Annotated in this window: 24 protein-coding genes; 9 read left to right on the forward strand and 15 right to left on the reverse strand. The window is 59.0% G+C overall.

What is annotated here, in order from left to right; genetic code table 11:
- Nucleotides 1-46: 46 nt before the first annotated feature.
- The 3 genes from ACP7BE_RS02925 to aroE form a co-directional block, all read right to left on the reverse strand.
- Complete coding sequence (locus tag ACP7BE_RS02925; RefSeq protein WP_095000458.1) at nucleotides 47-424, reverse strand: DUF1640 domain-containing protein; 378 nt, start codon at nucleotides 422-424, stop codon at nucleotides 47-49.
- A gap of 257 nt (nucleotides 425-681) precedes the next feature.
- Nucleotides 682-2,124 (reverse strand): MFS transporter, encoded by a 1,443-nt coding sequence (locus tag ACP7BE_RS02930; protein ID WP_426104661.1) that lies wholly within the window; start codon nucleotides 2,122-2,124, stop codon nucleotides 682-684.
- Nucleotides 2,125-2,184: 60 nt separating this feature from the next.
- A complete protein-coding gene (gene aroE, locus ACP7BE_RS02935) occupies nucleotides 2,185-3,000 on the reverse strand; it encodes a shikimate dehydrogenase (RefSeq protein ID WP_095000456.1) in 816 nt (271 codons plus the stop codon).
- Between the two features lie 204 nt (nucleotides 3,001-3,204).
- On the opposite strand from aroE, the gene ACP7BE_RS02940 reads away from it, so the two are divergent.
- Entirely contained in the window at nucleotides 3,205-3,894 is a 690-nt protein-coding gene (locus ACP7BE_RS02940; protein ID WP_095000455.1) for an HAD-IA family hydrolase, read from the forward strand.
- Nucleotides 3,895-3,920: 26 nt separating this feature from the next.
- Here the strand turns inward: ACP7BE_RS02940 and ACP7BE_RS02945 are convergent, their stop codons facing one another.
- A complete protein-coding gene (locus ACP7BE_RS02945; RefSeq protein ID WP_095000454.1) occupies nucleotides 3,921-4,391 on the reverse strand; it encodes an FAD/FMN-containing dehydrogenase in 471 nt (156 codons plus the stop codon).
- A 150-nt stretch (nucleotides 4,392-4,541) separates the two neighbouring features.
- Between ACP7BE_RS02945 and yghX the strand changes: the two genes are divergently transcribed.
- The gene (gene yghX, locus ACP7BE_RS02950) at nucleotides 4,542-5,426 is read left to right on the forward strand and encodes a YghX family hydrolase (RefSeq protein WP_095000453.1); all 885 of its coding nucleotides are present in this window, start codon (nucleotides 4,542-4,544) and stop codon (nucleotides 5,424-5,426) included.
- Nucleotides 5,427-5,431: 5 nt separating this feature from the next.
- Here yghX and ACP7BE_RS02955 read toward each other — a convergent pair whose 3' ends face one another.
- Both ACP7BE_RS02955 and ACP7BE_RS02960 read right to left on the reverse strand, forming a co-directional pair.
- Nucleotides 5,432-5,614, reverse strand: coding sequence for a DUF1289 domain-containing protein (locus tag ACP7BE_RS02955; RefSeq protein WP_095018063.1), 183 nt, complete (start codon nucleotides 5,612-5,614; stop codon nucleotides 5,432-5,434).
- Between the two features lie 3 nt (nucleotides 5,615-5,617).
- Entirely contained in the window at nucleotides 5,618-5,989 is a 372-nt protein-coding gene (locus ACP7BE_RS02960) for a hypothetical protein (RefSeq protein WP_095000451.1), read from the reverse strand.
- 411 nt (nucleotides 5,990-6,400) lie between these two features.
- Here ACP7BE_RS02960 and mqo point away from each other — a divergent pair, with 411 nt between their 5' ends.
- On the forward strand, nucleotides 6,401-8,047 hold the full coding sequence (gene mqo, locus ACP7BE_RS02965) for a malate dehydrogenase (quinone) (protein ID WP_095000450.1): 1,647 nt from the start codon (nucleotides 6,401-6,403) through the stop codon (nucleotides 8,045-8,047).
- Nucleotides 8,048-8,127: 80 nt separating this feature from the next.
- Here mqo and ACP7BE_RS02970 read toward each other — a convergent pair whose 3' ends face one another.
- From ACP7BE_RS02970 to ACP7BE_RS03000, 7 genes are all read right to left on the reverse strand, one after another.
- The gene (locus tag ACP7BE_RS02970; RefSeq protein ID WP_153326132.1) at nucleotides 8,128-8,979 is read right to left on the reverse strand and encodes a CAP domain-containing protein; all 852 of its coding nucleotides are present in this window, start codon (nucleotides 8,977-8,979) and stop codon (nucleotides 8,128-8,130) included.
- Nucleotides 8,980-9,028: 49 nt separating this feature from the next.
- Entirely contained in the window at nucleotides 9,029-9,709 is a 681-nt protein-coding gene (locus ACP7BE_RS02975; RefSeq protein WP_426104666.1) for a GNAT family N-acetyltransferase, read from the reverse strand.
- Nucleotides 9,710-9,900: 191 nt separating this feature from the next.
- The gene (locus ACP7BE_RS02980) at nucleotides 9,901-10,455 is read right to left on the reverse strand and encodes a UPF0149 family protein (protein WP_095000447.1); all 555 of its coding nucleotides are present in this window, start codon (nucleotides 10,453-10,455) and stop codon (nucleotides 9,901-9,903) included.
- A gap of 47 nt (nucleotides 10,456-10,502) precedes the next feature.
- Complete coding sequence (locus ACP7BE_RS02985; protein WP_095000446.1) at nucleotides 10,503-10,847, reverse strand: hypothetical protein; 345 nt, start codon at nucleotides 10,845-10,847, stop codon at nucleotides 10,503-10,505.
- Nucleotides 10,848-10,973: 126 nt separating this feature from the next.
- Nucleotides 10,974-11,375, reverse strand: a complete 402-nt coding sequence (locus ACP7BE_RS02990; protein ID WP_095000642.1) for a hypothetical protein — start codon at nucleotides 11,373-11,375, stop codon at nucleotides 10,974-10,976.
- Between the two features lie 26 nt (nucleotides 11,376-11,401).
- Entirely contained in the window at nucleotides 11,402-11,857 is a 456-nt protein-coding gene (locus ACP7BE_RS02995) for a GNAT family N-acetyltransferase (RefSeq protein WP_095018058.1), read from the reverse strand.
- Between the two features lie 15 nt (nucleotides 11,858-11,872).
- Complete coding sequence (locus ACP7BE_RS03000; RefSeq protein WP_095000444.1) at nucleotides 11,873-12,838, reverse strand: threonine dehydratase; 966 nt, start codon at nucleotides 12,836-12,838, stop codon at nucleotides 11,873-11,875.
- A gap of 85 nt (nucleotides 12,839-12,923) precedes the next feature.
- On the opposite strand from ACP7BE_RS03000, the gene ACP7BE_RS03005 reads away from it, so the two are divergent.
- Both ACP7BE_RS03005 and ACP7BE_RS03010 read left to right on the forward strand, forming a co-directional pair.
- A complete protein-coding gene (locus ACP7BE_RS03005) occupies nucleotides 12,924-14,297 on the forward strand; it encodes a PLP-dependent aminotransferase family protein (RefSeq protein WP_426104670.1) in 1,374 nt (457 codons plus the stop codon).
- Between the two features lie 80 nt (nucleotides 14,298-14,377).
- Nucleotides 14,378-14,602, forward strand: a complete 225-nt coding sequence (locus ACP7BE_RS03010; protein ID WP_133144524.1) for a hypothetical protein — start codon at nucleotides 14,378-14,380, stop codon at nucleotides 14,600-14,602.
- A gap of 154 nt (nucleotides 14,603-14,756) precedes the next feature.
- Here the strand turns inward: ACP7BE_RS03010 and ACP7BE_RS03015 are convergent, their stop codons facing one another.
- A complete protein-coding gene (locus ACP7BE_RS03015; RefSeq protein ID WP_323165693.1) occupies nucleotides 14,757-15,434 on the reverse strand; it encodes an RES family NAD+ phosphorylase in 678 nt (225 codons plus the stop codon).
- On the reverse strand, nucleotides 15,434-15,835 hold the full coding sequence (locus tag ACP7BE_RS03020; RefSeq protein WP_095000440.1) for an MbcA/ParS/Xre antitoxin family protein: 402 nt from the start codon (nucleotides 15,833-15,835) through the stop codon (nucleotides 15,434-15,436). Before ACP7BE_RS03020 ends, ACP7BE_RS03015 begins: the two co-directional genes overlap by 1 nt.
- Before the next feature lie 245 nt (nucleotides 15,836-16,080).
- Here ACP7BE_RS03020 and ACP7BE_RS03025 point away from each other — a divergent pair, with 245 nt between their 5' ends.
- The 4 genes from ACP7BE_RS03025 to ACP7BE_RS03040 all read left to right on the forward strand — a co-directional run bounded on the left by ACP7BE_RS03025 (nucleotide 16,081) and on the right by ACP7BE_RS03040 (nucleotide 21,585).
- Nucleotides 16,081-17,859 carry a type I secretion system permease/ATPase gene (locus ACP7BE_RS03025; protein WP_095024756.1) on the forward strand — a complete coding sequence of 593 codons (1,779 nt, stop codon included), beginning with the start codon at nucleotides 16,081-16,083 and terminating at the stop codon, nucleotides 17,857-17,859.
- Nucleotides 17,828-19,153, forward strand: coding sequence for an HlyD family type I secretion periplasmic adaptor subunit (locus ACP7BE_RS03030; RefSeq protein ID WP_095000438.1), 1,326 nt, complete (start codon nucleotides 17,828-17,830; stop codon nucleotides 19,151-19,153). Before ACP7BE_RS03025 ends, ACP7BE_RS03030 begins: the two co-directional genes overlap by 32 nt.
- Nucleotides 19,154-19,155: 2 nt before the next feature.
- Entirely contained in the window at nucleotides 19,156-20,538 is a 1,383-nt protein-coding gene (locus ACP7BE_RS03035; protein WP_426104674.1) for a TolC family outer membrane protein, read from the forward strand.
- A gap of 363 nt (nucleotides 20,539-20,901) precedes the next feature.
- The gene (locus ACP7BE_RS03040; protein ID WP_426104676.1) at nucleotides 20,902-21,585 is read left to right on the forward strand and encodes a response regulator transcription factor; all 684 of its coding nucleotides are present in this window, start codon (nucleotides 20,902-20,904) and stop codon (nucleotides 21,583-21,585) included.
- The last annotated feature ends 42 nt before the right edge of the window (nucleotides 21,586-21,627 follow it).

The raw sequence follows: 21,627 nt of genomic DNA on the forward strand, positions 1-21,627 counted from the left end.
GATGCAGGCTGTTCAGTTGAAGTCATCACCCAGGTCGGCCAGGGCTTTACTCCCCCAGTAAAGCCCTGTTGAGAAAGTCATATCCCAATTTGATCGATGGCACGCTGATGCAAATGAAGATGATGCCGAACTGCCAGTGAACAATCTTGCCCTGGGCCTCCAGCGCAGTAATTGACGAGCGCAGTTCGAGGCCTTGTTCCTTGACGGATGACCTGAGCTCTACACCTTGCTCCCTTATCAGAACGCGCAGTTCAGCGCCCAATTCTGAAATGGAGGCTTTCAGGTGCCGTTCGGTTTGCCCCAGGTCTGATTTGGAGGCGAGATCTTTCACTTCATTCTCCCAGGCTTCGACAACGGCTTTAGTTTTACCTGAAGGCATACTGATGGATGTCAGCGCGTCGTAAAGGGTAATGGATGATTTCATATTGTCTCCTGCGATTGGCAAGTGACGTCGGGCCGCCATCTGACGCCTGACTCCTGTCACTGTGAGGGCGATTCACTCCTTGCCTGAGATTCTACTTTTATCCCGAATCAATACAGTCAGACCTTTCTTAGCGTTGCGTCAGTCGCGGTGGTATTTCTGGTGACCGATTATGATTACGAGTAGAGCAGCATCGTGCTGGCGCAAAAAAGCCTGCAGTCAGCAGGCTCTTTGCATGAGTCAGGTTGCAGCACGCAGCATCAGCGTGGCGTCGGTTGCACCACCGGCTGTGGCGTCATCTGCGGAGCGTTGTGAGCAGGCAGCATTTCCCAGGCATCACGGGGCTCGTCCAGATCTCGGTTGAGGGTTTCCGGGGTCTTGAAGGTGGTGTACAGGGTGATCAGCGTCAGCAGCGACAGGTAGCAGGCAATCGGCAACCAGGCGCCGATACCGGCGCTGGCATCGCCATCGTGGCTGGCCACGACCAGAGCGATCAGCCCGGCGCCAATCAAGGGCGCAATACCGGCAGCAATCACCGCCGAGGCTTCCCGGGCAATGGATACGCCCATATAGCGGTGGCGCGAGCCGAACAGTTCAGGCATCAGCGCCGCCTGGGTGCCGAACATGCCCCAGGTGCCGATGCCCAGCGCGATAGAGATAGCAATAATGCTCGCGATCACATTGCCCTGGCTCAGTATCCACCATACCGGGAACGCCAGTGCCAGTTGCAGCAACGCAAAGGCCCGGTACACCACTACACGGCCAAAACGGTCGCTGAGTTTACCGGCAATCGGCACGGTCAGAGCACCCAGGCTGGCGGCGCAGATCAAGGTGAGCACGCCCACCGGCCCTTGCAGGCCGACCACACCAACGATGTAACTCACCGCCAGGGCCTGATAAATCGAAGACCCGCCGTTTTCTCCCAGGCGTAGGCCAATGCCCAGCAGCAGCGTCGGTTTTGAGTGTTTCATCGCACTTTTTAGCGGATTGTCGCAGACCCGCTTGAGGGCCTTGAGGCGGATAAAGGTCGGCGACTCCTTGAGCGACAGGCGCATGTAAAGGCCCAGGGCGACGATCACCACGCTGCTGAAGAACGGTATGCGCCACAACCCGCTTTCGAGCACGTTGTCACTGCTGCTGATAACCATGAAGTACACCAGAGCGGCAAGGATGGTGCCCAGTTGAATGCCAAGGAAGGGCAGGGCAGCGTAAAAACCGCGTCGACCCGGGGGTGCATACTCGGTCATCATCACTGCCGCGCCGGCCTGTTCGGCACCTGCACCGAGGCCCTGGAGCAAACGCAGCACCACCAGCAGCACCGGGGCCAGGTAGCCGACTTGATCAAACGTGGGCAGGGCACCGATCAGGGTGCTGGAAATACCCATCAGCAACACCGTGGACGTGAGCACGAACTTGCGTCCCACGCGGTCGCCGATCATGCCGAACAGCACACCACCCAATGGCCTTATCGCGAAGCCCAGGAAGTAGGTGCCGAAGCTGGCAATCAGGCTCATGGTGCGGGTTTGTTCAGGAAAGAACAGCGGCCCGAAAATCAGCGCCGCTGCCAGGGTGTAGAGGGCAAAGTCGTAGTATTCCAGCGCGCTGCCTAGGGAGCAGGCCCAGGCAGCGCGGTGCAGGTCTTTTTTGTGTTCCGGGCTTTCGGGGACCAATTCAATATCAGATGAAGCATGATCGTGAGTCATGTTGGTACCTTCTGGTAGGCGCCTTTACGGCATCTTGTTATCGATAGGCAGCAGGATTTCTTACAATTTCAACCTCTGGATTTCGTCGAGCATGGCCTGCTCCATGATGTCGATGGGGGCCTCCATGCCGGTGTACAACTCGATTTGCCGGCAGGCCTGCTGCACCAGCATGCGTGTGCCGGACACGGTGCGGCAGCCCAGCGCGGCGGCTTGCAGAAGCAAGGCGGTACGCACGGGCATAAAGGCTACATCCATGACGATCAGATGGCTGGCAAGCAGCCCGTCCAGCGGGTTGCTGTCGGGCTGCTTGAAGCCCACGCTGGTGGCATTGATCACGATGTCGAAATCCCGGGCTGCGAAGGCCCCGACACTGCCGCCCCAGTGCGCGCCCAGGTCTGTGCTCAGGGCCTTACCCCGTTCGCTGCTGCGGTTAAACACCGTGACCTGGGCTGCTGCTTGCAGGCAGCCAAAGACCACGGCCCGCGCTGCGCCTCCGGCGCCAATTACAGCAATGCGCTGGTTGTTGAGTTCGCAGACTTCCTGCAGGGCGCGTACTGCACCGAGGTAGTCGGTGTTGTAGCCGGTGAGAACGCCGTCGATGTTATTGATGGTGTTGACCGCGCCAATGACCAGCGCGGATTCATCGATCGCGTCCAGATGCTCCATCACGACGGTTTTGTAGGGCATGGACACGTTCATGCCGCGCACACCCAATGTGCGGATGGCCGCGACGCCCGCCACCGGGTCCTCGATGCCGAAGCAGACGAAGGTGTAGTCCAGGCCCAGGGCCGCGTAGGCCGCATTGTGGATTTTCGCAGAGAGAGAAAAGGGCGAGCCCATGATCGAACCGCACAGGGTTGGCAGGGACTGGGGCATGCGTGCCTCCTAGTATTGGATTTATGAGTGGGGCAATAAGCCCACTTTCAACCCCTGCAGCGCAGTGTGCCAATCGTATATGGTGATGCCGTGATCACGGATGCTGATCACCAGCTGAGACTTGATGATTGGCGATGACTGCAGCACATTGTGCTTCTCCCGGTGTTATGGTGCTGAATCCTTCCTGCCAACGGATTTGTTGTGATGACTACACCGCGTGCTGCTGTCGGCCCGATCAAGGCCGTGATTTTCGATATGGACGGGTTATTGCTGGATACTGAGGGTATTTACACCGAAGTCACGCAGATCATCGCCGAACGCTACGGTCGCACCTATGACTGGAGCATCAAGCAGCACATCATCGGCCGTGGCGCCCTGGACCTGGCAGAATTTCTGGTCAAGGCGCTGGAATTGCCGATCACCGCGCAGGAATTTCTGGTTGTCCGCGAGCCGTTGCTAAAAGAACGCTTCCCCAAAGCCACGGGCATGCCGGGTGCCGAGGCGCTGGTGCGCCATCTCAAGGCCCACAAGGTGCCAATTGCCGTGGGCACCAGTTCATCGCAACATTCCTTTGCCCACAAAACCACCTTGCATGGTGAGTGGTTTGAGCTGTTCGACACCATTGTCACCGCTGACGACCCTGAAGTGGGGGCAGCCAAGCCTGCACCGGATATCTTCCTGACGGCGGCACGGCGCCTGGGTGTTGCGCCCGAGCACTGCCTGGTATTCGAAGATTCGCCTTTCGGAGTAACGGCTGCCAAAGCCGCCAACATGACTGCGATTGCCGTACCTGATGTAGCCATGGCCGACAGCAAGTACACGCATGCCGACCTGATCATCCGCCAGCTGGCCGACTTTGATCTGGCGGCTTATGGTTTGCCGCCGATGCGATAAGTGCTAGCCAGATCCCTTACACGCGATTATTGCACCGGCAGTTTTTCCAGTGCCGCACGCAATTCGTCGGCGCTGGAAAACTCTTGCTGTGACATTAGTTTGCCACTCTCCAGTTGCAGCCACAGTACCTTGTCTTCGGCACCGGGGTACTGGGCGGCAACAGTCCCGTCGCGGTCAAGCACAACACGGTAGCTGTAGTCACGCATGGCCGGGATGGCGATAAATTTGCCGATCAGCGAGGGCATGCGCTGCACATCGGCGAGAAACACCACATTGCGTGCTTCCAGGTAGCCCTTGGCCTGGTTTTCCAGCGCAGCCTTGACCAGCTTGGAGCCGTCCATGTTGCGCGCTACCAGCAGCACCTGGGTTTTTTCGTCCAGCGTGTAGGGTTGGTCATGCTGGTCGTTCAGGGTCCATGGCGTCAGGCGCTCACCGATATTCGCGGCCTGGGCCAGCATGGAAAACGCGCTCAACAACAGCACAAGTGCAATTCTCACCGTTTGATACCCCTTCAGTTAATGGTTCTGGCCTGACAGGTTTCAGGCATGGCCGGTATGGTATCCCACAGCACAAGGTAAAAGGTCTGAGACGCATTTAGCTACAAATTGCTCTATGGTTAAGCGCTACCGGCCCAAGGAAACGCCAAGATGACGCGTCTGACAGCGAAAGACTTTGCCCCTGAATTGCTTGAGCTTTATGACTACTACGCCCACGGCAAGATCAACCGTCGCGAGTTTCTTGACCGTGCTGCTGTATTCGCCCTGGGCACCACTGCGTTATCGGTGCTGACGGCGTTGAGCCCAGACTACGCACTCGCCGAGCAGGTCTCCTTTACCGACCCGGATATTATTGCCGAGTACATCATGTACCCATCGCCCAGGGGCAACGGCCAGGTGCGCGGTTATCTGGTGCGGCCAGCCAAGGCAGCGGGCAAGCTGCCGGCCGTGGTGGTGGTGCATGAGAACCGCGGGCTGAATCCTTACATCGAAGATGTTGCCCGGCGCCTGGGCAAGGCGGGATATATCGCTCTGGCACCCGATGGCCTGACGTCAGTGGGCGGATATCCCGGCAATGATGAGCAAGGCCTGGCGTTGCAGCAAAAAGTCGACCCTGCCAGGCTGATGAATGACTTCTTCGCGGCGGTGGAGTGGTTGATGCAGCATGATGCCAGTACCGGCAAAGTTGGGATTACCGGGTTCTGCTATGGCGGCGGGGTGGCCAATGCGGCGGCAGTGGCCTACCCGGAGCTGGGAGCTGCAGTGTCGTTTTACGGGCGCCAGCCCGGTGCAGACGAGGTCGCCCGTATCCAGGCACCGTTGATGCTGCACTACGCCGGGCTGGATACACGGATCAATGACGGCTGGCCAGCTTTTGAGCAGGCGTTGAACAGCAACGGTAAAGTCCATGAAGCGCATATCTACCCGGGAGTGAATCACGGCTTTCATAACGACTCGACGCCTCGCTACGATGAAACCGCGGCTACTCTGGCCTGGAACAGGACCCTGGGCTGGTTCGGCAAGTATCTGGCGTAGCGGGCTTAGCCGTTCTTCTTGCGCAGGCTCTTGAGGCGAGCGCTGGCGCGCTGCACGGCGGCCATTTTTTCCGGGCGCTTCATGCCCCGCCACTTGCGGATATCTTCCCGGGTTCGACCGCAGCTCACGCATAGCTCACCACTTAACTGGCAAACTGCAATGCACGGGTTTTCAATGTCTTTTGCCACGGTTCAACTGCGTCCGGTCTGTTTTTGCGCCAGGCGCTTGGGCCAGTTGCCGCCACAACTGCGCTGGCACTCTTCTTCTGAATCGAAGAATACATGGGCCGAGCCGTTACGCACCTTTACGCCGGCATCCGCCAGCGCCTGGGCCGTCAGCTCACCCATATAGCGCGCCTCGCCATCGGCCAGGGCGAAGTCTTTGCTGGCTTGCGTATCGAACACCCAGACCACCTTCAGGCTGGCCGGGAAGGCCTCGTAGTCAACAACATGGGTCAACCAGGCAAACCCCGGGATCTGTGATTTGGCCGTTTCACAGGCCTCGGTCAGGGAGGTGATCAGGCGACGTTCGATCTGTGCCTGGGTGCGTTTGCTTAAAGACATGGGTGAATCCTGTTGATAGGCGGGGCAAAGACACGATTATACCTGAGCGCGGGGCTTGGCTACTGCTGCTTCGCCCAGAGTGCCACCTGAGGTAGAATGTCGCGGTAAGTCGGCTGGCCGCCCTGGAGCGTCATGCCCACGCAGGTTCCCCGGAAGGAGCCGCGAGCAGGCCGGACATCAAGGGAGTCACATCCGCTGTACCCAAAATGTTACCCAAGTAGCTGAAGCCAAGACCAACAAGAGATCAGCGCCCAAGGTACATGAAGTGAGGTCTGTAACGTGCACAGGCCTTATATGTCTGCCCGTTCGGGGCTTGAAGCTGGCTCGATTGCAGGTGACCGTCTGTAGTGGGTCAGGCAAATTCAGGCACTGAGTGCCGGGCAGATGGCGTTTTATCTTAGGTACTACAACATGTTAAAAAAAATGAACAAGGGGCTACTGGGCCTGGCGCTGACCATGGGGATTACCTCCGTGCATGCGGCAGAACCTAAACACGTGGATGTACTGCTGATCGGCGGCGGCATCATGAGCGCTACTCTGGGTGTATGGCTCAACGAGCTGGAACCCGGCATGTCCATGGAGATGATTGAACGTCTCGATGGCGTTGCCCTGGAAAGCTCCAACGGCTGGAACAACGCAGGTACCGGTCACTCCGCCCTGGCTGAGCTGAACTACACGCCGGAAGACAAGAACGGCAACGTTGAAATCCCGAAGGCCATTGAAATCAATGAGGCTTTCCAGGTATCGCGTCAGTTCTGGTCGTGGCAGGTCAAGAACGGCGTACTGAAAGATCCGCGCTCGTTTATCAACTCCACGCCGCACATGAGTTTTGTGTGGGGCGATGACAACATCAAGTTCTTGAAAAAGCGCTATGAAGCCCTGCAGGCCAGCCCTCTGTTCGCGGGCATGCAGTACTCCGAAGACCCGGTGCAGATCAAGAAGTGGGTTCCGCTGATGATGGAAGGGCGCGATCCCAACCAGAAAGTCGCGGCCACCTGGTCTCCGATCGGTACTGACGTGAACTTCGGCGAAATCACACGCCAGTTCGCGGCTTACCTGCAAACCAAGCCTAACTTCTCGCTGAAACTGTCGAGCGAAGTTGAAGACATCAAGCGCAATGAAGATGGTTCGTGGCGCGTGGTGTACAAAAACCTGAAAGATGGCAGCAAAACCGAAACTGACGCCAAGTTCGTCTTTATCGGCGCTGGCGGCGGTGCCCTGCACCTGCTGCAGAAGTCCGGCATTCCTGAAGCCAAGGAATACGCAGGCTTCCCGGTTGGCGGCTCGTTCCTGGTAACCGATAACCCGACTGTTGCCGAGCAGCATCTGGCCAAGGCCTACGGCAAGGCTTCGGTTGGTGCGCCACCGATGTCGGTTCCGCACCTGGACACCCGCGTGCTGGATGGCAAGCGCGTTATCCTGTTTGGCCCGTTCGCGACTTTCTCGACCAAGTTCCTGAAAGAAGGTTCGTACTTCGACCTGCTGACCAGCACCACCCCGCACAACATCTGGCCAATGACCAAAGTGGGTATCGAACAGTACCCACTGGTTGAATACCTGGCCGGCCAGCTGATGCTGTCGGACGAAGACCGCTTCAATGCGTTGAAAGAGTACTTCCCGAACGCCAAGTCCGAAGACTGGCGCCTGTGGCAGGCCGGTCAGCGCGTGCAGATCATCAAGCGTGACGAAGAGAAGGGCGGCGTGCTGAAACTCGGTACCGAGATTGTCAGCGCCAAAGATGGCAGCATCGCCGGTCTGCTGGGCGCATCCCCGGGTGCCTCCACGGCTGCACCGATCATGCTGACCGTGCTTGAAACCGTGTTCAAGGACAAGGTTGCAACACCGGAGTGGCAAGCGAAGCTGCACCAGATCGTGCCGAGCTATGGCACCAAGCTGAACGGCGATCCTGATCGCGTTGCCCAAGAGTGGGCCTACACGGCTGAAGTCCTGCAATTGACTCCACCACCGGCAATCCCGGCGGCAACTCACACTGCAACGCCTGCTACGGAGCCGGCAAAGCCTGCTCCAAGCAACCCAGCGGCTGACATGGCGCTGTAAAAAAACGGCCCCACCCGACGCTGCTCGGGTGGGGCTGCTTTATCTCGCGTTACCGCCTCGCTCAACCCCTTCGCTATACCTCACTGCGTCCCGAACAGGGCCGTCCAGTAAATCCCTGCATCACTTTTTGGGTCTACCGCGTAGGCTGCGCCCAGCTCGCGAAACCCGGGATTCATCACGTTGGCGCAATGACCAGGGCTGGCCAGCCAGCCGTCGACCAGCTTGCGCGTGGTGTCCTGCCCGGCGGCGATATTTTCACCGATCTGCTGCGCGATATAGCCCGCCAGTTCAGCGCGATCCCCCGGGGTGCTGCCATCGCGGCCCTTGTGATCGAAGTAGTTATTGTTGGCCATGTCCCGTGAATGACTCTCGGCAGCGCTAGCCAGGGTGGTGTTCCAGGTCAGGGGCGCGGCAGGGCCGAAGGCCTGGGTGCCGCATTGGCGGGGTTGGTTACGGGCGCTGTTGAGCATCTCGAGGACTTTCTGGCCTTCGGCCTGCCAGTCTCCCAGGCGTGCCGCCAGCAGCGGACGGGCCAGAACGATGCGCCAGTCACGCTGGTCGTGGCTGACGCCGATATCGACAAATTGCGGGTCCAGCACCACGCGGCAAAAGCTTTCCTGCACGGCTTTCATGGCGGCCTGGGCGTCACGGGGGCCGGACAGGTTGATCGCCTGTACGTTGACCATCGGGTATGCCGCCTGTGCCAGGGCTTGCTGCAAATCGCCAAAACTGCTGGCCGGCAGCACCAGGCGGGTGTCGGCCGACAGTGGCGGCAACTCTTGCGAGGCCTGCCCTGCGCACAATTGAATCTGGCTGCGGTAAGCATTGATCGAGTCGATCAGTTGCGATTCTTCGCTGGCCACGGTGCCAGCGCTGAACACCAGACTCAGTGTCAAGGCGCCGAGACGGGGCAGGGTGAAGTGAGCGCGCATACGGGTTCCCTCTTAACGGAGTGCAACCATGATGCGTTATTTCGCCCCTTTAGTCTTTTGCCAGGGCCACAAAGGCTTTGGCCCGGGCGGTCAGTTGATCGATCTGGCGATCACGTTTCTTCTCGGCGTCGAGCATGGCCTTTTTGCCGTTGCGTTGCAGCAGGTAGGTATGGATCTGGCGCACTTCGGTGGACTGGTAGATCGCGGCGACGTCGAGCACGGCCATCAGGCCGTCGCTGCTATGGTCACGGGTGTTCATCAGCACTTGCGGGCCGCGGGTACCGATGACTTGCAGCCCCATTGCCTCGAATTCCGCAACCTTGGTCACACTGCAAGTCAGCTCGGTGTGAGGGTAGCGGCGCACGACTTCCTCGAGCATCGAACGGCTCACCCCCAGATGGCGGTGGCTGGCCAGCTCGGCCATATAGGCAATGCCGCAGGCCTGGGGGTCGTCCTTGAAAGGCAGGTACAAGGCGAAGCCCGTTACTTTTCCCGGGTCCTGGGCATCTGTGGCGATAATCAGCTCGACCGCAATGCCTTTGGTGCCGTCGAGTGCCTGCAGGTACAGATGCACTTCAAAGCCGATGGCGTACTGATAAATGCTGTACAGCAGATTGCTCGGGGCGATTTCCATCGCACTGATATCGCTCAGGTGATCGACCACGAGCTGCAGGATCTGGCTGTTGATCGGTTCGCTGACCGGGGAATCGAAATGGCTGAGGGTGGTCATGGGGATGGTTTCTATAGTGTGCCGCAGCACAATTCGTAGCAGCTGCCGAAGGCTGCGTCCGATTGCGAAGCGATCGTAAATGCGCAGTGCAAGGTTTATCTGGATAATCGCGGTGGCTGATTTTACGACGGCTTCGCCGCCGGACGCAGCCTTCGGCAGCTGCTACAAAATCAAAATCAGCTTCGCCGAGCTCAGCGCTGGCTCAACCAGAAGTCATGCAGCGCCCGGGCCGCAGGGGCAATGGCGGCAACGCTTTGCTGGTGGGCGGCAACGTCGAGGTCGTCGGGCAGTTCGAAGTTGTCCTGCTCGGCGCAGTCGGCGATGGCCTGGAGCAAGCGTGCTTGCGGCGCCGGAAGTGCTGGCCAGTTGCTGATGGCCACCGCACGGGTGTAACCAAAACACCATTCTTCCGCCAGGGTTACATCCTGGCCCAGATGTTCGGTCTGCTCGAAACGCGGAACAAATGCGCTGCTGTCCTCAGCCAGTTGCCGGGCCAGGGTATTGATATGGCGAACGCTCAGTTCGATGAACTGTTTGGCTTCCTCAGGGTTTTCCCAGGCCGGGTTCTGACCGCCCCAGATTGCCGGGAACCAGTCGGCGATATCGACCTGAGTCGGGCTTGAAACCAGTGCGGTGAAATAACCGTCGAGCTCCGAAGGGTTGAGCACGGAGTGATCGTCGCCGTATTTGAGCAGCGTGTTTTCGATCACGTCAAAGTCGCTGGCGTTCAGGGGTTGCGATTGCATGTTCGGGCTCCTTGGTGTGGCGGCAAAACGGGTGGTCTGCGGCAGACTCAGTCCACCGAAACAATAGACTCGAGTTCAAAGTATTTAAAGCCAGCCTTGGCCAGGGCTTTTTTCGCCTCTTGCTCGGCGTTGAATCGGCTCAAATCCTTGGAGTCATGGACAAACAGGCTTTCATCGCCGTCAAACACCTTGGTCACCCGCATGGTGACGCGCAGGACAGGCCCGCTGCGCTTTTTCGGCACAGGTGATGGCGCTTTGGCAGGTGCCGCAGCTTTTTTCGGAGCAGGGATGGTTTTGGCAGGAGCCGGTTCAACTTCAGGTTGAACCGGGGCAGCAGGCAGATCAAGGCCGAGCGCTCTGCGCATGTCGTCCTCGGTGAATCCGGCACTCATTGGTATGACTCAGTTAATTTAAAAGACGCGCTTATAGGGCAGAGATTCGGGTTATGGCAAGCGAATTTGTTCATATGCCGCAAAATATGACCTTTTCCGGGGTTAAAGCCCTTGTTCAGAGCCGATTCAGGGGTCGCTAAACAAGCCGTGACCATCCAGCAGTTTCCAGGCAATTTCAGGTCGTTTCTCCAGCGCCCGGCGGATGGCGGCCGGGATTGCCTGTCGGGTTTTTCGGCACAGGCCCGGTTGCTCGGCGAGGTGTATCGCAATGCCTCGCATGGTACGCACTTCTGTGACGCCGGGGTCGATCAGCACTTCAATGCCCAGTTGCTCGTGCATGCGGCGCTGCATATGTTCAAGATCGTCGAAGCTTTTCAGGTTTTCCAGCCGCTCGATCAGCACTTTCTCGGCCTGACGCGTGAGGTTGAGGATGCGCAGGTCGGTGCCAGGTGTCGCCAACAGTTGCTCCCGCTCGCAGATGCAGGCGCCGGGTGGGCAGGGTGAGCGCAGCGACGCAGAAGAAGTCATCAGGCTCAGCATAGCTGCCCCGGGATTTAGTCGTCCAGACGCAGGGCCATGATCACGGTGCGCTCGTCCCCATGGAACTCGTCGCGTACTTTCGCAAAGCCCAGTTGCGCGTAGAAGGACTCGGCCGTAAGCGAGGAGGGTACCCGCAGCTCTTGAATCTGCGCAACAATGGCCGCCTCCTTGATGCGTGCCATCAATTGCTGGCCTATGCCTCGGCCCTGATGGCCCGGATTGACGAACACACTGCGCACCACCGCGTGATCCAGGCTGGCAGTTCCCACTACATGGTGTTCGTGTACGGCCACGTACATCTGGCGCTGCTGCATCAACTTCAGAATCGAGGCCGGGCAGAAGTTCTGCCCGATCCGGGTGATCACCTCGGGGGAATAGTCCCGGGCATTGGATTCGCGCAAGGCGGCAATCACCACCTTGCTGATGGCCTGGGCATCGCCCGGTGTGGCGCGGCGAATCAGGTACTGCATACACACTCCTTTAGGTCATGCGTCAGCGCTGTTGGCCAGAATGGCGGCATACAGCAGGCGGTCAATGTTGGCGCCGCTCAGGATCAGTGCAACCCGGCGCCCTTTTTGCCTTGAGCGCTCGCTGATCAGGCCGGCCAGCGCGGCGGCGCCTGCGCCTTCAGCGGTGTTATGGGTGGTTTCATGGTAGACCCGAATCGCATGGGCGATCTGCTGGTCGGACACCCGAATCACCCGCGCCGCGCCCTTGGCAATAATTTCCAGCGCCTCGGGCAGCGGTTGGCGACAAGCCAGCCCGTCAGCAAACGTGTGGGCCGACTCGGTGCAGACCACACGGCCCTGCTCGACACTTTGCGCATAAGCATCGGCGTGCGCAGACACCACACCGACAATCTCGGTCTTCAGGCCCAGCAAGTCGCGGGCCTGGATCAGCCCGCAAATGCCCGAGCCCATGCCGATGGGGACATACACTGTGTCCAGTTCTTCCACTGCTTCTAGCAACTCCAGCGCATAAGTGGCCACGCCGCGAATCAGGTCGGGATGGAAGGCGGGGACCAGGTGCAATTTATAAGTGTGCGCCAGCACCGCCGCATGGGTGCGGGCCTCGTCAAAATCCTTGCCGCATTCAATCACGGTAGCGCCGAGGGCACGCATGGCGGCATTCTTTTCCACCGAGTTGCCTTCCGGCACCACGATCCGGATTGGAAGGCCTACGCTGCGCGCTGCCAGTGCGAGGCTCTGGCCGTGATTGCCGCGTGTGGCTGTGACCAGGCCTTTGGTGCCCGGTTCGCGTGCCAGCAAACCCTGCACATACAACAGGCCGCCGCGCACTTTGAAGGCACCGGTGGGCGTGTGGTTTTCATGCTTGACCCATACCGTGCAACCCATGCGTTCGGTCAGCAAAGGCCAGGCCAGTTGCGGTGTGGGCGCCAGGGTCTGGTGCACGGTATGGGCTGCAAGGCGAAGGGCATTCAAATCAAACATGGCACACCGTCATCGAGGGATTTGACTCGATTCTAGGCACGACGCATTGTATGGGCCGACCCTTATATTGCATGGCCAACAATAAATGTGGATGCCAACCCTCAATGACACAGACCAGCCGCGCTATCTTGCACTGGTCGATGCAATCACCCGGGCCATCGCCTGCGGCGAACTGCAACCCGGTGCACGTTTGCCACCCCAGCGGCGTCTGGCCTGGGCGCTGGGCTGGAACCCCAGTACCACGATGCAGGCTTATCGCGAGGCGGCCAGGCGGCATCTGGTTTCGGGTGAGGTAGGGCGTGGTACCTATGTACTGGCCAGCAGCCAGGAGGCGACGCTGTTCAGGCTGCAACTCGCCGATGAGCAGACACCCCGTATCGACCTGCGAACCAACCTGCCCGCCATTGACCATCTTGGCGAAGAGGATGGGTTGGCCTTGTCCTGGTTGCTCGACAGTAACCAGGCGATCCGCTTGCAGGGTTATTTGAGCGCTGCGGATCTGTTGCAGGCACGGGCACAGGGCGCGGCCTGGCTCAAGGGCCGCGGGCTGGACTTGAGCGTGGACAACATCATGCTCTGCACCGGCGCCCAGCAAGGGCTGTTTACGGTGCTGCTGTCGTTATGCCAGGCAGGCGATGCGGTACTGGTTGAAGCCTTTACTGCGCCGGGAATCAAGGCTGCCTGCGCACAGTTGCGTTTGCCCATGCATGGCGTCGCGATGGATCGGGAAGGGATCCTGGCGCAGGACTTTGACCGGATGATCCGCGCCACGGGTGCGCGGGTTGCCATACTGACCCCGACCCTGCAAAACCCGACTTCGGCGGTGATGAGCGTTGAGCGCAGGCTGGCGATTGCCGATATTGCCCGACGCCATGGTGTGCAGGTGATTGAAGACGATGTCTATGGTGCGCTGACCGACAGCCCGCCGTTGTACCGTTTTTTGCCCGAGCTCGCTGTGCTGGTCACCAGTTTGTCCAAGACCGTTGCGGCGGGAGTGCGCCTGGGCTGGATTGTTGCTAACCCACAGCTGCTGGCGCGTATTGATCCCTATGCGCAGTCGGCGCACTGGGGGGTATCGCCGCTGTGCCAGGCCATCGCCTGCCAATGGATCAGTGATGGCACAGCACAAGCGCGGCTGGAGTGGCAAACCCTGGAAGTGAGCCGGCGCTGGCGCCTGGCAAAAAAGTTTTTGGGGGCTGCGATGTATCAGACAGACACGCCATCACCGCATATCTGGGTGACTGTGGAAGACGGCGCCGAGGCCTGTCGCGCCGTTGGCGTTGAGGTGGTGCCGGCGGATGTATTTGCGGTGAAGTCCAGCGCTGGCCATGCGGTGCGCATCAGCCTGACGGCGGCTGCCAGTGTCCAGGCTTTGAAAGTGGCGCTGGAAAGGATTGCGGGTTTGCAGCCCTCTGCAGGAGGGAGAGGGAACAGGCCGCAACCAGAAAACAAACTTTAGCGTCTCCCAATCAAGTCCCCTCTCCCTGCCGCAGCGCGTTAGGGTGAGGGGCATTTCATCTGGCTAACCAAGGAACCCCTATGCGCAGAGAAATCGGCTACTGGCACCGCGAAGGTCGCGAATTGTTCTACTACCTGGAATTCAAACCTGAAACCGCCGAGTTCTACCTGACCTGCGAACACACGCCCGGCGAAGGCGAGGGCAGTGTGCGCTCGGTATTGCTCAGTGAGGCTCGCGGCGAGCGCTACTACGAAGATGCGCTGTTGATCATCAAAGAGGAACTGTTCAAGCAATACACCCTCTGAAGGTTGCTGGCAAAACCTGCCACGCGCTGGTCACGCCGAGCATGGGCTTGTGCAAAGCACGGTTTTCCCTGCGGTTCACAGCCTGAAGTCCAGGGACTTCAAAGGCTGGGCTGAAGAAATCGATCAGGTGACCCGTTCGCCGGAATCCCTGGCCTTATCTTGGCACTTCGCTGAGCTGCAGGACCCATGTAATCGCCTGCGCCTTGTCATCCCATACATATCTCAAATGCTGGCCCTGAACCGGTAGTGAAAGTGCTGGAGGGCGAAACGCAGCCACGCATTCGTGGCCGGTCAGGCGCACGCTGTTGTACAGCAGGCCCCAGGCGCCATCTGCCCGCAATGGCCGGGCGAAGGCCTGGGGCAGGCCATATCGGGCAGGTGAAGGATCGTGCAGTCGGGCAACGCCACGTATATCGATCATCGGCTTTACCACGCGATTGATATAGGTGCGCAGGGTGATTTCAATACTGGCTTCCCGGGTGGCCCGCCAGAATTGTTCCTGATGAAAGCAGGTCTCAGCAATGGCGGCCTCGAGGCTGTTGGCACAGTAGTACACACCATAAGTGCCATCGGTAAAACGACTGGCCCGGCCAATATGGGTAAAGGCGGCCATTATCGGCGTCGAGCCTTCGCCGCACAGACGGTCTTCTGGCGTTACCCGTTGCAGCACGCCTGCCTGGTCACGCAGGCGGTCATTGGTCAGGCTTTCGAGGGCGAAGGCGATTTCAAGATCTGCTGGATCCAGGGTGTCTTCAAATACCGAGATGGGCGGGAAGGCGCTATTGATGATGCGGTAAGCCTTGATCCATTCAGGCAGCACTGCATCTGGCATCAGCCGCGTACTCCATCCAGATAACGACGCACGTCTGCCAGATCGACCACCTGACCGGCGAGCATGTAGCCCAGGGCGCTCTGGCCATTAAAGGGCGCTGCGGTGTTGGGTTTGTGTACCCATTCGTAGGCCCGCTCAGGCTTGTTGCTGAACAGGATGCGCAGAGCTTTGTGTACGCCCATCAAGTACGAAATGCGTTCCAGAGTGTCGTGGGGCAAGCGCACGTTTGGCAGTTTTTTGTATTTGAAGTAGGTGGTATTACCAATGGCGCCGAGCAGGGTGCACTGTTGATCCTTGGTGCAACCCCAGTGCTCCATCAGGCTGAAGAAAAAGGTCAGGGCAACACGACCTGCATCGCCGCTGGTGATGTCGGGCTCAGGATTTTGGGCGACTAGATGCATGACTGCCTCCGATACAGGTATAAATCCAGCCTACTCCGGATATGAATAAATTCAAGACGACTGTTCGTAACTGAATGTTTGCCCCAGTGGCCCGGCAGTGAGTTTTTGCCCCGTGGGGGATTGCCTGTGTGTTGGTCTGTCAGACTTTGTCTGTCAGTGAAGTTTTCGTGCCGCGCCACGCTAAGCACACCGCCCGGGCATGATCTACGCTTTACTAATGAAGGCTTTCAAAGCTGGAATTTTCAATGCGTAGCCCATCTGAAAACAGCCTGCACACTGCGTTGAAAGCCTGCCGGGAAAGCTTTCTCTCCGTTGGTTTTTTCAGCTTCTTTATCAATGCGTTAATGCTGGTTCCCACGTTCTATATGTTGCAGGTCTATGGGCGCGTGATCACCAGCGGCAGCCTGACCACCCTCAGCATGTTGACGCTGATCATGACCGGTCTGGTGATCACCCTCGGCTGCCTTGAGTGGACCCGATCACGGATCATGGTCCGGGTCAGCAACCGCCTGGACATGCTGCTCAGCCGCCAGGTCTACAAGGCCAGTTTCAAGCGGGCCCTGGAAAGCGGCGGGATGGACGCCTCGGCCCAACCGCTGAATGACTTGACCGGCTTGCGTCAGTTTCTCTCCGGTAACGGCTTGTTTGCCTTTTTTGATGCCCCCTGGCTACCCATCTATATCGCCGTGATGTTTATGTTTCACCCCTGGTTTGGCTGGGTGGCGACGGGCAGTGCGCTGTTGTTGCTGTTGCTTGCGTTTGTTAATGAAAGATTGACCGGGCCGACGCTGGCCCAGGCCAACAAGGAGCATATTGGCGCTTCGCTCTACACCACGAAAAACCTGCGCAATGCCGAAGTCATCGAATCCATGGGCATGCTTGAAACCTTGATGGACCGTTGGTGGACCCGGCAAAAAAATGTGCTGTTGCTGCAATCCCGGGCCAGCGATAAAGGGGCCATGATCAGCACCCTGTCCAGGTCGTTCCGGATTCTGGTGCAATCGCTGATTCTCGGACTGGGGGCCTATCTGGCCGTTGATCATCAGGTGGGGGCAGGGCTGGTGTTTGCCGGGTCGGTGCTGCTGGGCCGGGCACTAGCACCCATTGATCTGATTATCGGCAGCTGGAAAGGCTTTATTGCGGCGCGCTCGCAGTACGCCCGGCTTAACGCGATCCTGGCCAGCCAACAGGCTCAGCCCGAGCGCATGTCATTACCGGCGCCCAAGGGGGACGTGCAGGTTGAGAACCTGACCGTTGCGGCTCCCGGCTCGAATATTGCCATCATCAAGAACATCAGTTTCAGTGTGCCGGCCGGTTGCGTGGTCGGCATTATCGGCCCCAGTGCGGCGGGCAAGTCTACCCTCGCCAGGGCGCTGCTGGGCATCTGGGCGCCGCTGCAAGGTGTGGTGCGCCTGGATGGCGCGGATATCAGCGCCTGGGATAAACATGAACTGGGGCCCCATATCGGCTACTTGCCCCAGGACATCGAGCTGTTCGAAGGCAGCGTCAGCGACAACATTGCCCGTTTTACCCGGGTCGATTCCGAGAAAGTCATTCTTGCGGCCACCACGGCCGGTGTTCACGACATGATCCTGTTGTTGCCCGATGGCTACGACACCGTGATTGGTGGTGACGGCGTGGTACTTTCCGGCGGGCAGCGCCAGCGCATAGGGCTGGCTCGCGCCCTGTACGGCAGCCCGCGGCTGATCATCCTCGATGAGCCCAATTCCAATCTCGACGAAGTCGGTGACCGAGCCCTGATAGCTGCCCTTCACAGGATCAGGCTGTCAGGTGCCACCCTGTTTGTGATTACCCATCGCACCAATATTGTGTCCCAGCTTGACCGGCTCATGGTGATGAGCAACGGCGGCCTCAGTCTGTTCGGGCCGCGTGAGCTCGTGCTGACGGAGCTCAACGCACAGCAGGCGCCAAAACAGACCATGCAGGCTGAAACCGCCATGGCTGCGGTGGCTAACGGCAAGGACGGTTCCGATGAACCCCATGATCCCAATTCCATCAACTGACAACTTTGCCGAACTGACCACTAGCGATCGAAAAATCCGACGCCTGGGTTTTGTCATTGTGGTGCTGACTTTCGGCGTGTTCGGCACCTGGGCTGCGTTCGCGCCGCTTGATGGCGCGGCCTATGCACCGGGTGTGGTGACCGTGCAGGCGTATCGCAAAACGGTACAGCACCTTGAAGGCGGCATCGTCAAAGAGGTGCTGGTACATGACGGTGATACCGTCAAACAGGATGACCCGCTGATCATTCTCGACGATACGCCGCTGCGCTTCGAATACCAGATGACCCGTGGGCAACTGATTGCCGCCAAAGCCATGGAAGCCCGGCTTGTGGCAGAGCGCGACAATCTGCCCGAGATTGCTTTTGCTCCGCTGGCCACAGCCGACATCCAGCGGGGCGGCGAAGCGCGCCAGGGCGAAATCCGGGTATTCAACGCCCAGCGAGGCTCGCGCCTGGGGCAGATTGCCGTGCTGCAAGAGCGCATTGACCAGTTGAATGAACAGATCAATGGCACCCAGGCGATTATCGGCGCCAAGGGGCATCTGGACAGGTCCTACAGTGGTGAAATTGTCGAATTGACCGACCTGCTGGCCCAGGGCTTTGTCGACAAACAGCGTCTGCTCGAGCAGGAACGCAAGCGCCAACTGCTCAGGTCGGAAGTGATCGAGCACCGTTCCGCAATCACCACCAGCCGCTTGCAGATCAATGAAACCCGGCTGCAGATCCTGCAGATCGACAAGGACTTCAATGCCGAAGTGGTCAAGCAACTGGCAGAGGTCCAGAGCAAAATTTACGACCTGCAGGAGCGCGCCAGCGCCCTGGAAGACCGCCTGGGCCATATCGTGATTCGCGCCCCCGAAGCGGGCATGGTGATCGGCATGACCGTGCATACGATTGGCGGCGTGGTGCGCCCGGCGACCCCGTTGCTGGACATCGTACCGTCAGTGTCGGGGCTGGTTATAGAGGCCCAGGTGGCGCCGGTGGACATTGATCGTGTTGCCATCGGCAGGCGTGCCGATATTCGTTTTGGCGCGTTCAACAGCGCCACCACACCGGTGATCGAAGGCGAGGTCAGCAGTGTTTCGGCAGACCGGCTGATCAATGAAAAAACCGGGGCCGGTTATTACCTCGCCCGGGTCAAGGTGACCAAAGCCGGTGAGCACACCCTGGGGGAACGCAAGTTGCTGCCGGGCATGCCGGCGGACGTGTTGATCATCACCGGGCAGCGCACTCTGCTGCACTACCTGATGCAACCGGCGCGCAATGCCCTCTCACAATCGATGATTGAGGAGTGATCATGCAAGTGACTGCACGCGTGCTGGGTGGTTTGTTCGGGCTTGCCGCGGGGGTTGCCCTTGCGCAAGGCGCAGTGCCGGCGGCGCAAGGGGTCAGCGCATCGACATTCACCACTGACCTGATGCAGTTGTATCGCGAGGCCCGTTTGCAGGACCCGCGAAAATTGGCCTCCCGTGCGCGGGCGCAAGCAGGGCTGGAGTACCAGCGTGAAGCCATGGGCACCCTGTTGCCGCAGGTATCGCTCAACGCCGGGGTCAACCGGATTCACCAGGAAAACGAGCTGGTGCAGCAGAGTTTCGACAGTGAAGTCTACAGTCTGGTATTGCGTCAGTATCTGTACAACAAGTCCACCTGGGAGAATTACCAGAAGTTCAAAAGCATGGCCAAACAGTCCGATTCCGAAGCCCTGGAGGCTCAGTCCGAGGCCACGGTGGAGCTGGCCCGGCGGTACTTCACGGTATTGGCCGCCGAAGATGAACTCGAACTGATTCAGGCCGAGCTGCGTACCACGCAAAAAAGCCTGGACCGGGTCAACGCGCTGTACGCCAAACAGCTGGCCTTGATTACCGATCAGCTGGACCTCAAGGCCCGTGTCGACGGCCTGGCAGCGCAGGTCCTGGATGCCCGTAACCAGATCAGCGTCAGTCGCGCAGCGCTGGCCGAGATCGTCGGACGGCCGGTCAAGGAGAAGCTCAGTCGCGTGCGCGACGATGTGCAGTTACGGGTTTCGACGCAGAACCTGGAAAGCTGGGTGCGCGAAGGGGTTGCGCAAAACCCGGCACTCAAAGCCAATGAAAGCGGGGTAGAGGTGGCTGGCGCGGCCTTGCGTAGCGGCAAGGGCGGGCACTATCCGACTCTGAGCCTGACCCTCAGCGCGCAGCAGTCCAACGAAGGCTATAACAATGCCCTGGTGCCGCGCACCGACAGTTATGTGGCCGGGATCGGCCTGCAGGTACCGATATACAGCGGCGGCTCGACCTCGGCACGGGTGCGCGGGCTGTATCAGGATCAGATCGCGGCCGAGCAACAGCTGGAGTCGGTACAGCGGCGAGTGGTCAAGGAAATCACCAGCGCCTACCTGACGGCCGATACCAGCGCAGAGAAGATCAGCGCCAGTCGCCATGCCCTGGCTTCGGCACAGCTGTCCAGAGCCGCCGCAGAAAAAGCGTTCGGTTACGGGATGGTGAATGCCGTCGATGTGCTGACCAGTGTGCGTAACGAATACCGGGCTCATCGGGATTTGCTCAAGACCCAGTACGACTTCGTCACCAATGTCATTACGCTCAATCGCTGGGCGGGCAAGCCACCTGGTGAAAGTGTCGCAAGCGTGAATCTGTGGCTGAATCCGGGCAGTCCGGCGGCGGACATTGCGGATCCACGATAACGCCATTTAATTGACTTTGTGCTTATCTGTTAACCTGGCGTTACACCATCTGTCTGTTTTTTTGACACGCATGATGCCTGTCATACATGTCGCGTCCCCCCTGCAGCACGCCTAAGGCCTTGATTTGCGTGGTCTGCTGGCCGCATGCAGGAATAAACACGAGGTGTCTGATAAAAAAACTCATTGCCCGATTGCCGTTCTGGCAGGCGGGGCAGCACGCAGGTCTGTCCTAGACTTACCTGACAGCCCGAGGAAGAACATCAACAGGCGCAAGCTATTGATAAGTACTCCTGATTGTTTTTGCTTCTACTCGAACGGGCAGCGGGTAGAGGTGATTGATGGTTCAAGGGAGTCAGGAAGGTAATGCCCCCCCTCAGAAAACCCATACGTGTGATGCTGATCGACTGTCGCCCGCTTGTTCTCAGAGGTCTTCACGACTTGATCAATGCCAGGAAGCCTCAAATGGAAGTGAGTGGCCAGGCCACCACCTATACCCATGCGCTTGACCTTGCCGATCAGTTACGACCCCATGTCATATTTTTTAGCTTCTTTCCGGACGCGCTGAACCCGCTGGCGGTCATCACCCAACTCACCCGCGGTACCGGGATTAAAGTGCTGGTGCTCAAAGGGCTGTACGAGGTCATACCCGCAACCCAGGCAATGGAAGCGGGTGCTCGTGGCATCGTACTGGCGGAAGACCCGACCGAGTCGATCATCCTTGCCATCATCAAGGTCCACCATCGAGACACCGGGCTCAACAGGGCCTGGACCGGCGGCCTGTGCGACTATGCTGCGAGCGGGCATACGGCCTTGAAACACAATCTGGAACTGGAGAAACAATCGCGTCTGACCTTGCGCGAGCGAGAGCTTATTCGCGCCATCGTGGGTGAGCCCTCGGCCAAGTACATGAGCATCGCCGGAAGCCTGGGCATCAGCGAGCACACCGTGCATAACCATCTGAGCAACATTTACCAGAAGCTTGACCTGATCAACCGTACGGACTTGCTGATGTACGCAATCAAGCACGGGTTGTTTGACAGCAAATAAAGGCCCGACAAAAAAGGCCTGGCTCCTTGTGGGAGCCAGGCC

It is taken from the genome of Pseudomonas sp. TWR1-1-3, from assembly GCF_049896805.1.
Classification (GTDB): domain Bacteria; phylum Pseudomonadota; class Gammaproteobacteria; order Pseudomonadales; family Pseudomonadaceae; genus Aquipseudomonas; species Aquipseudomonas bubulae.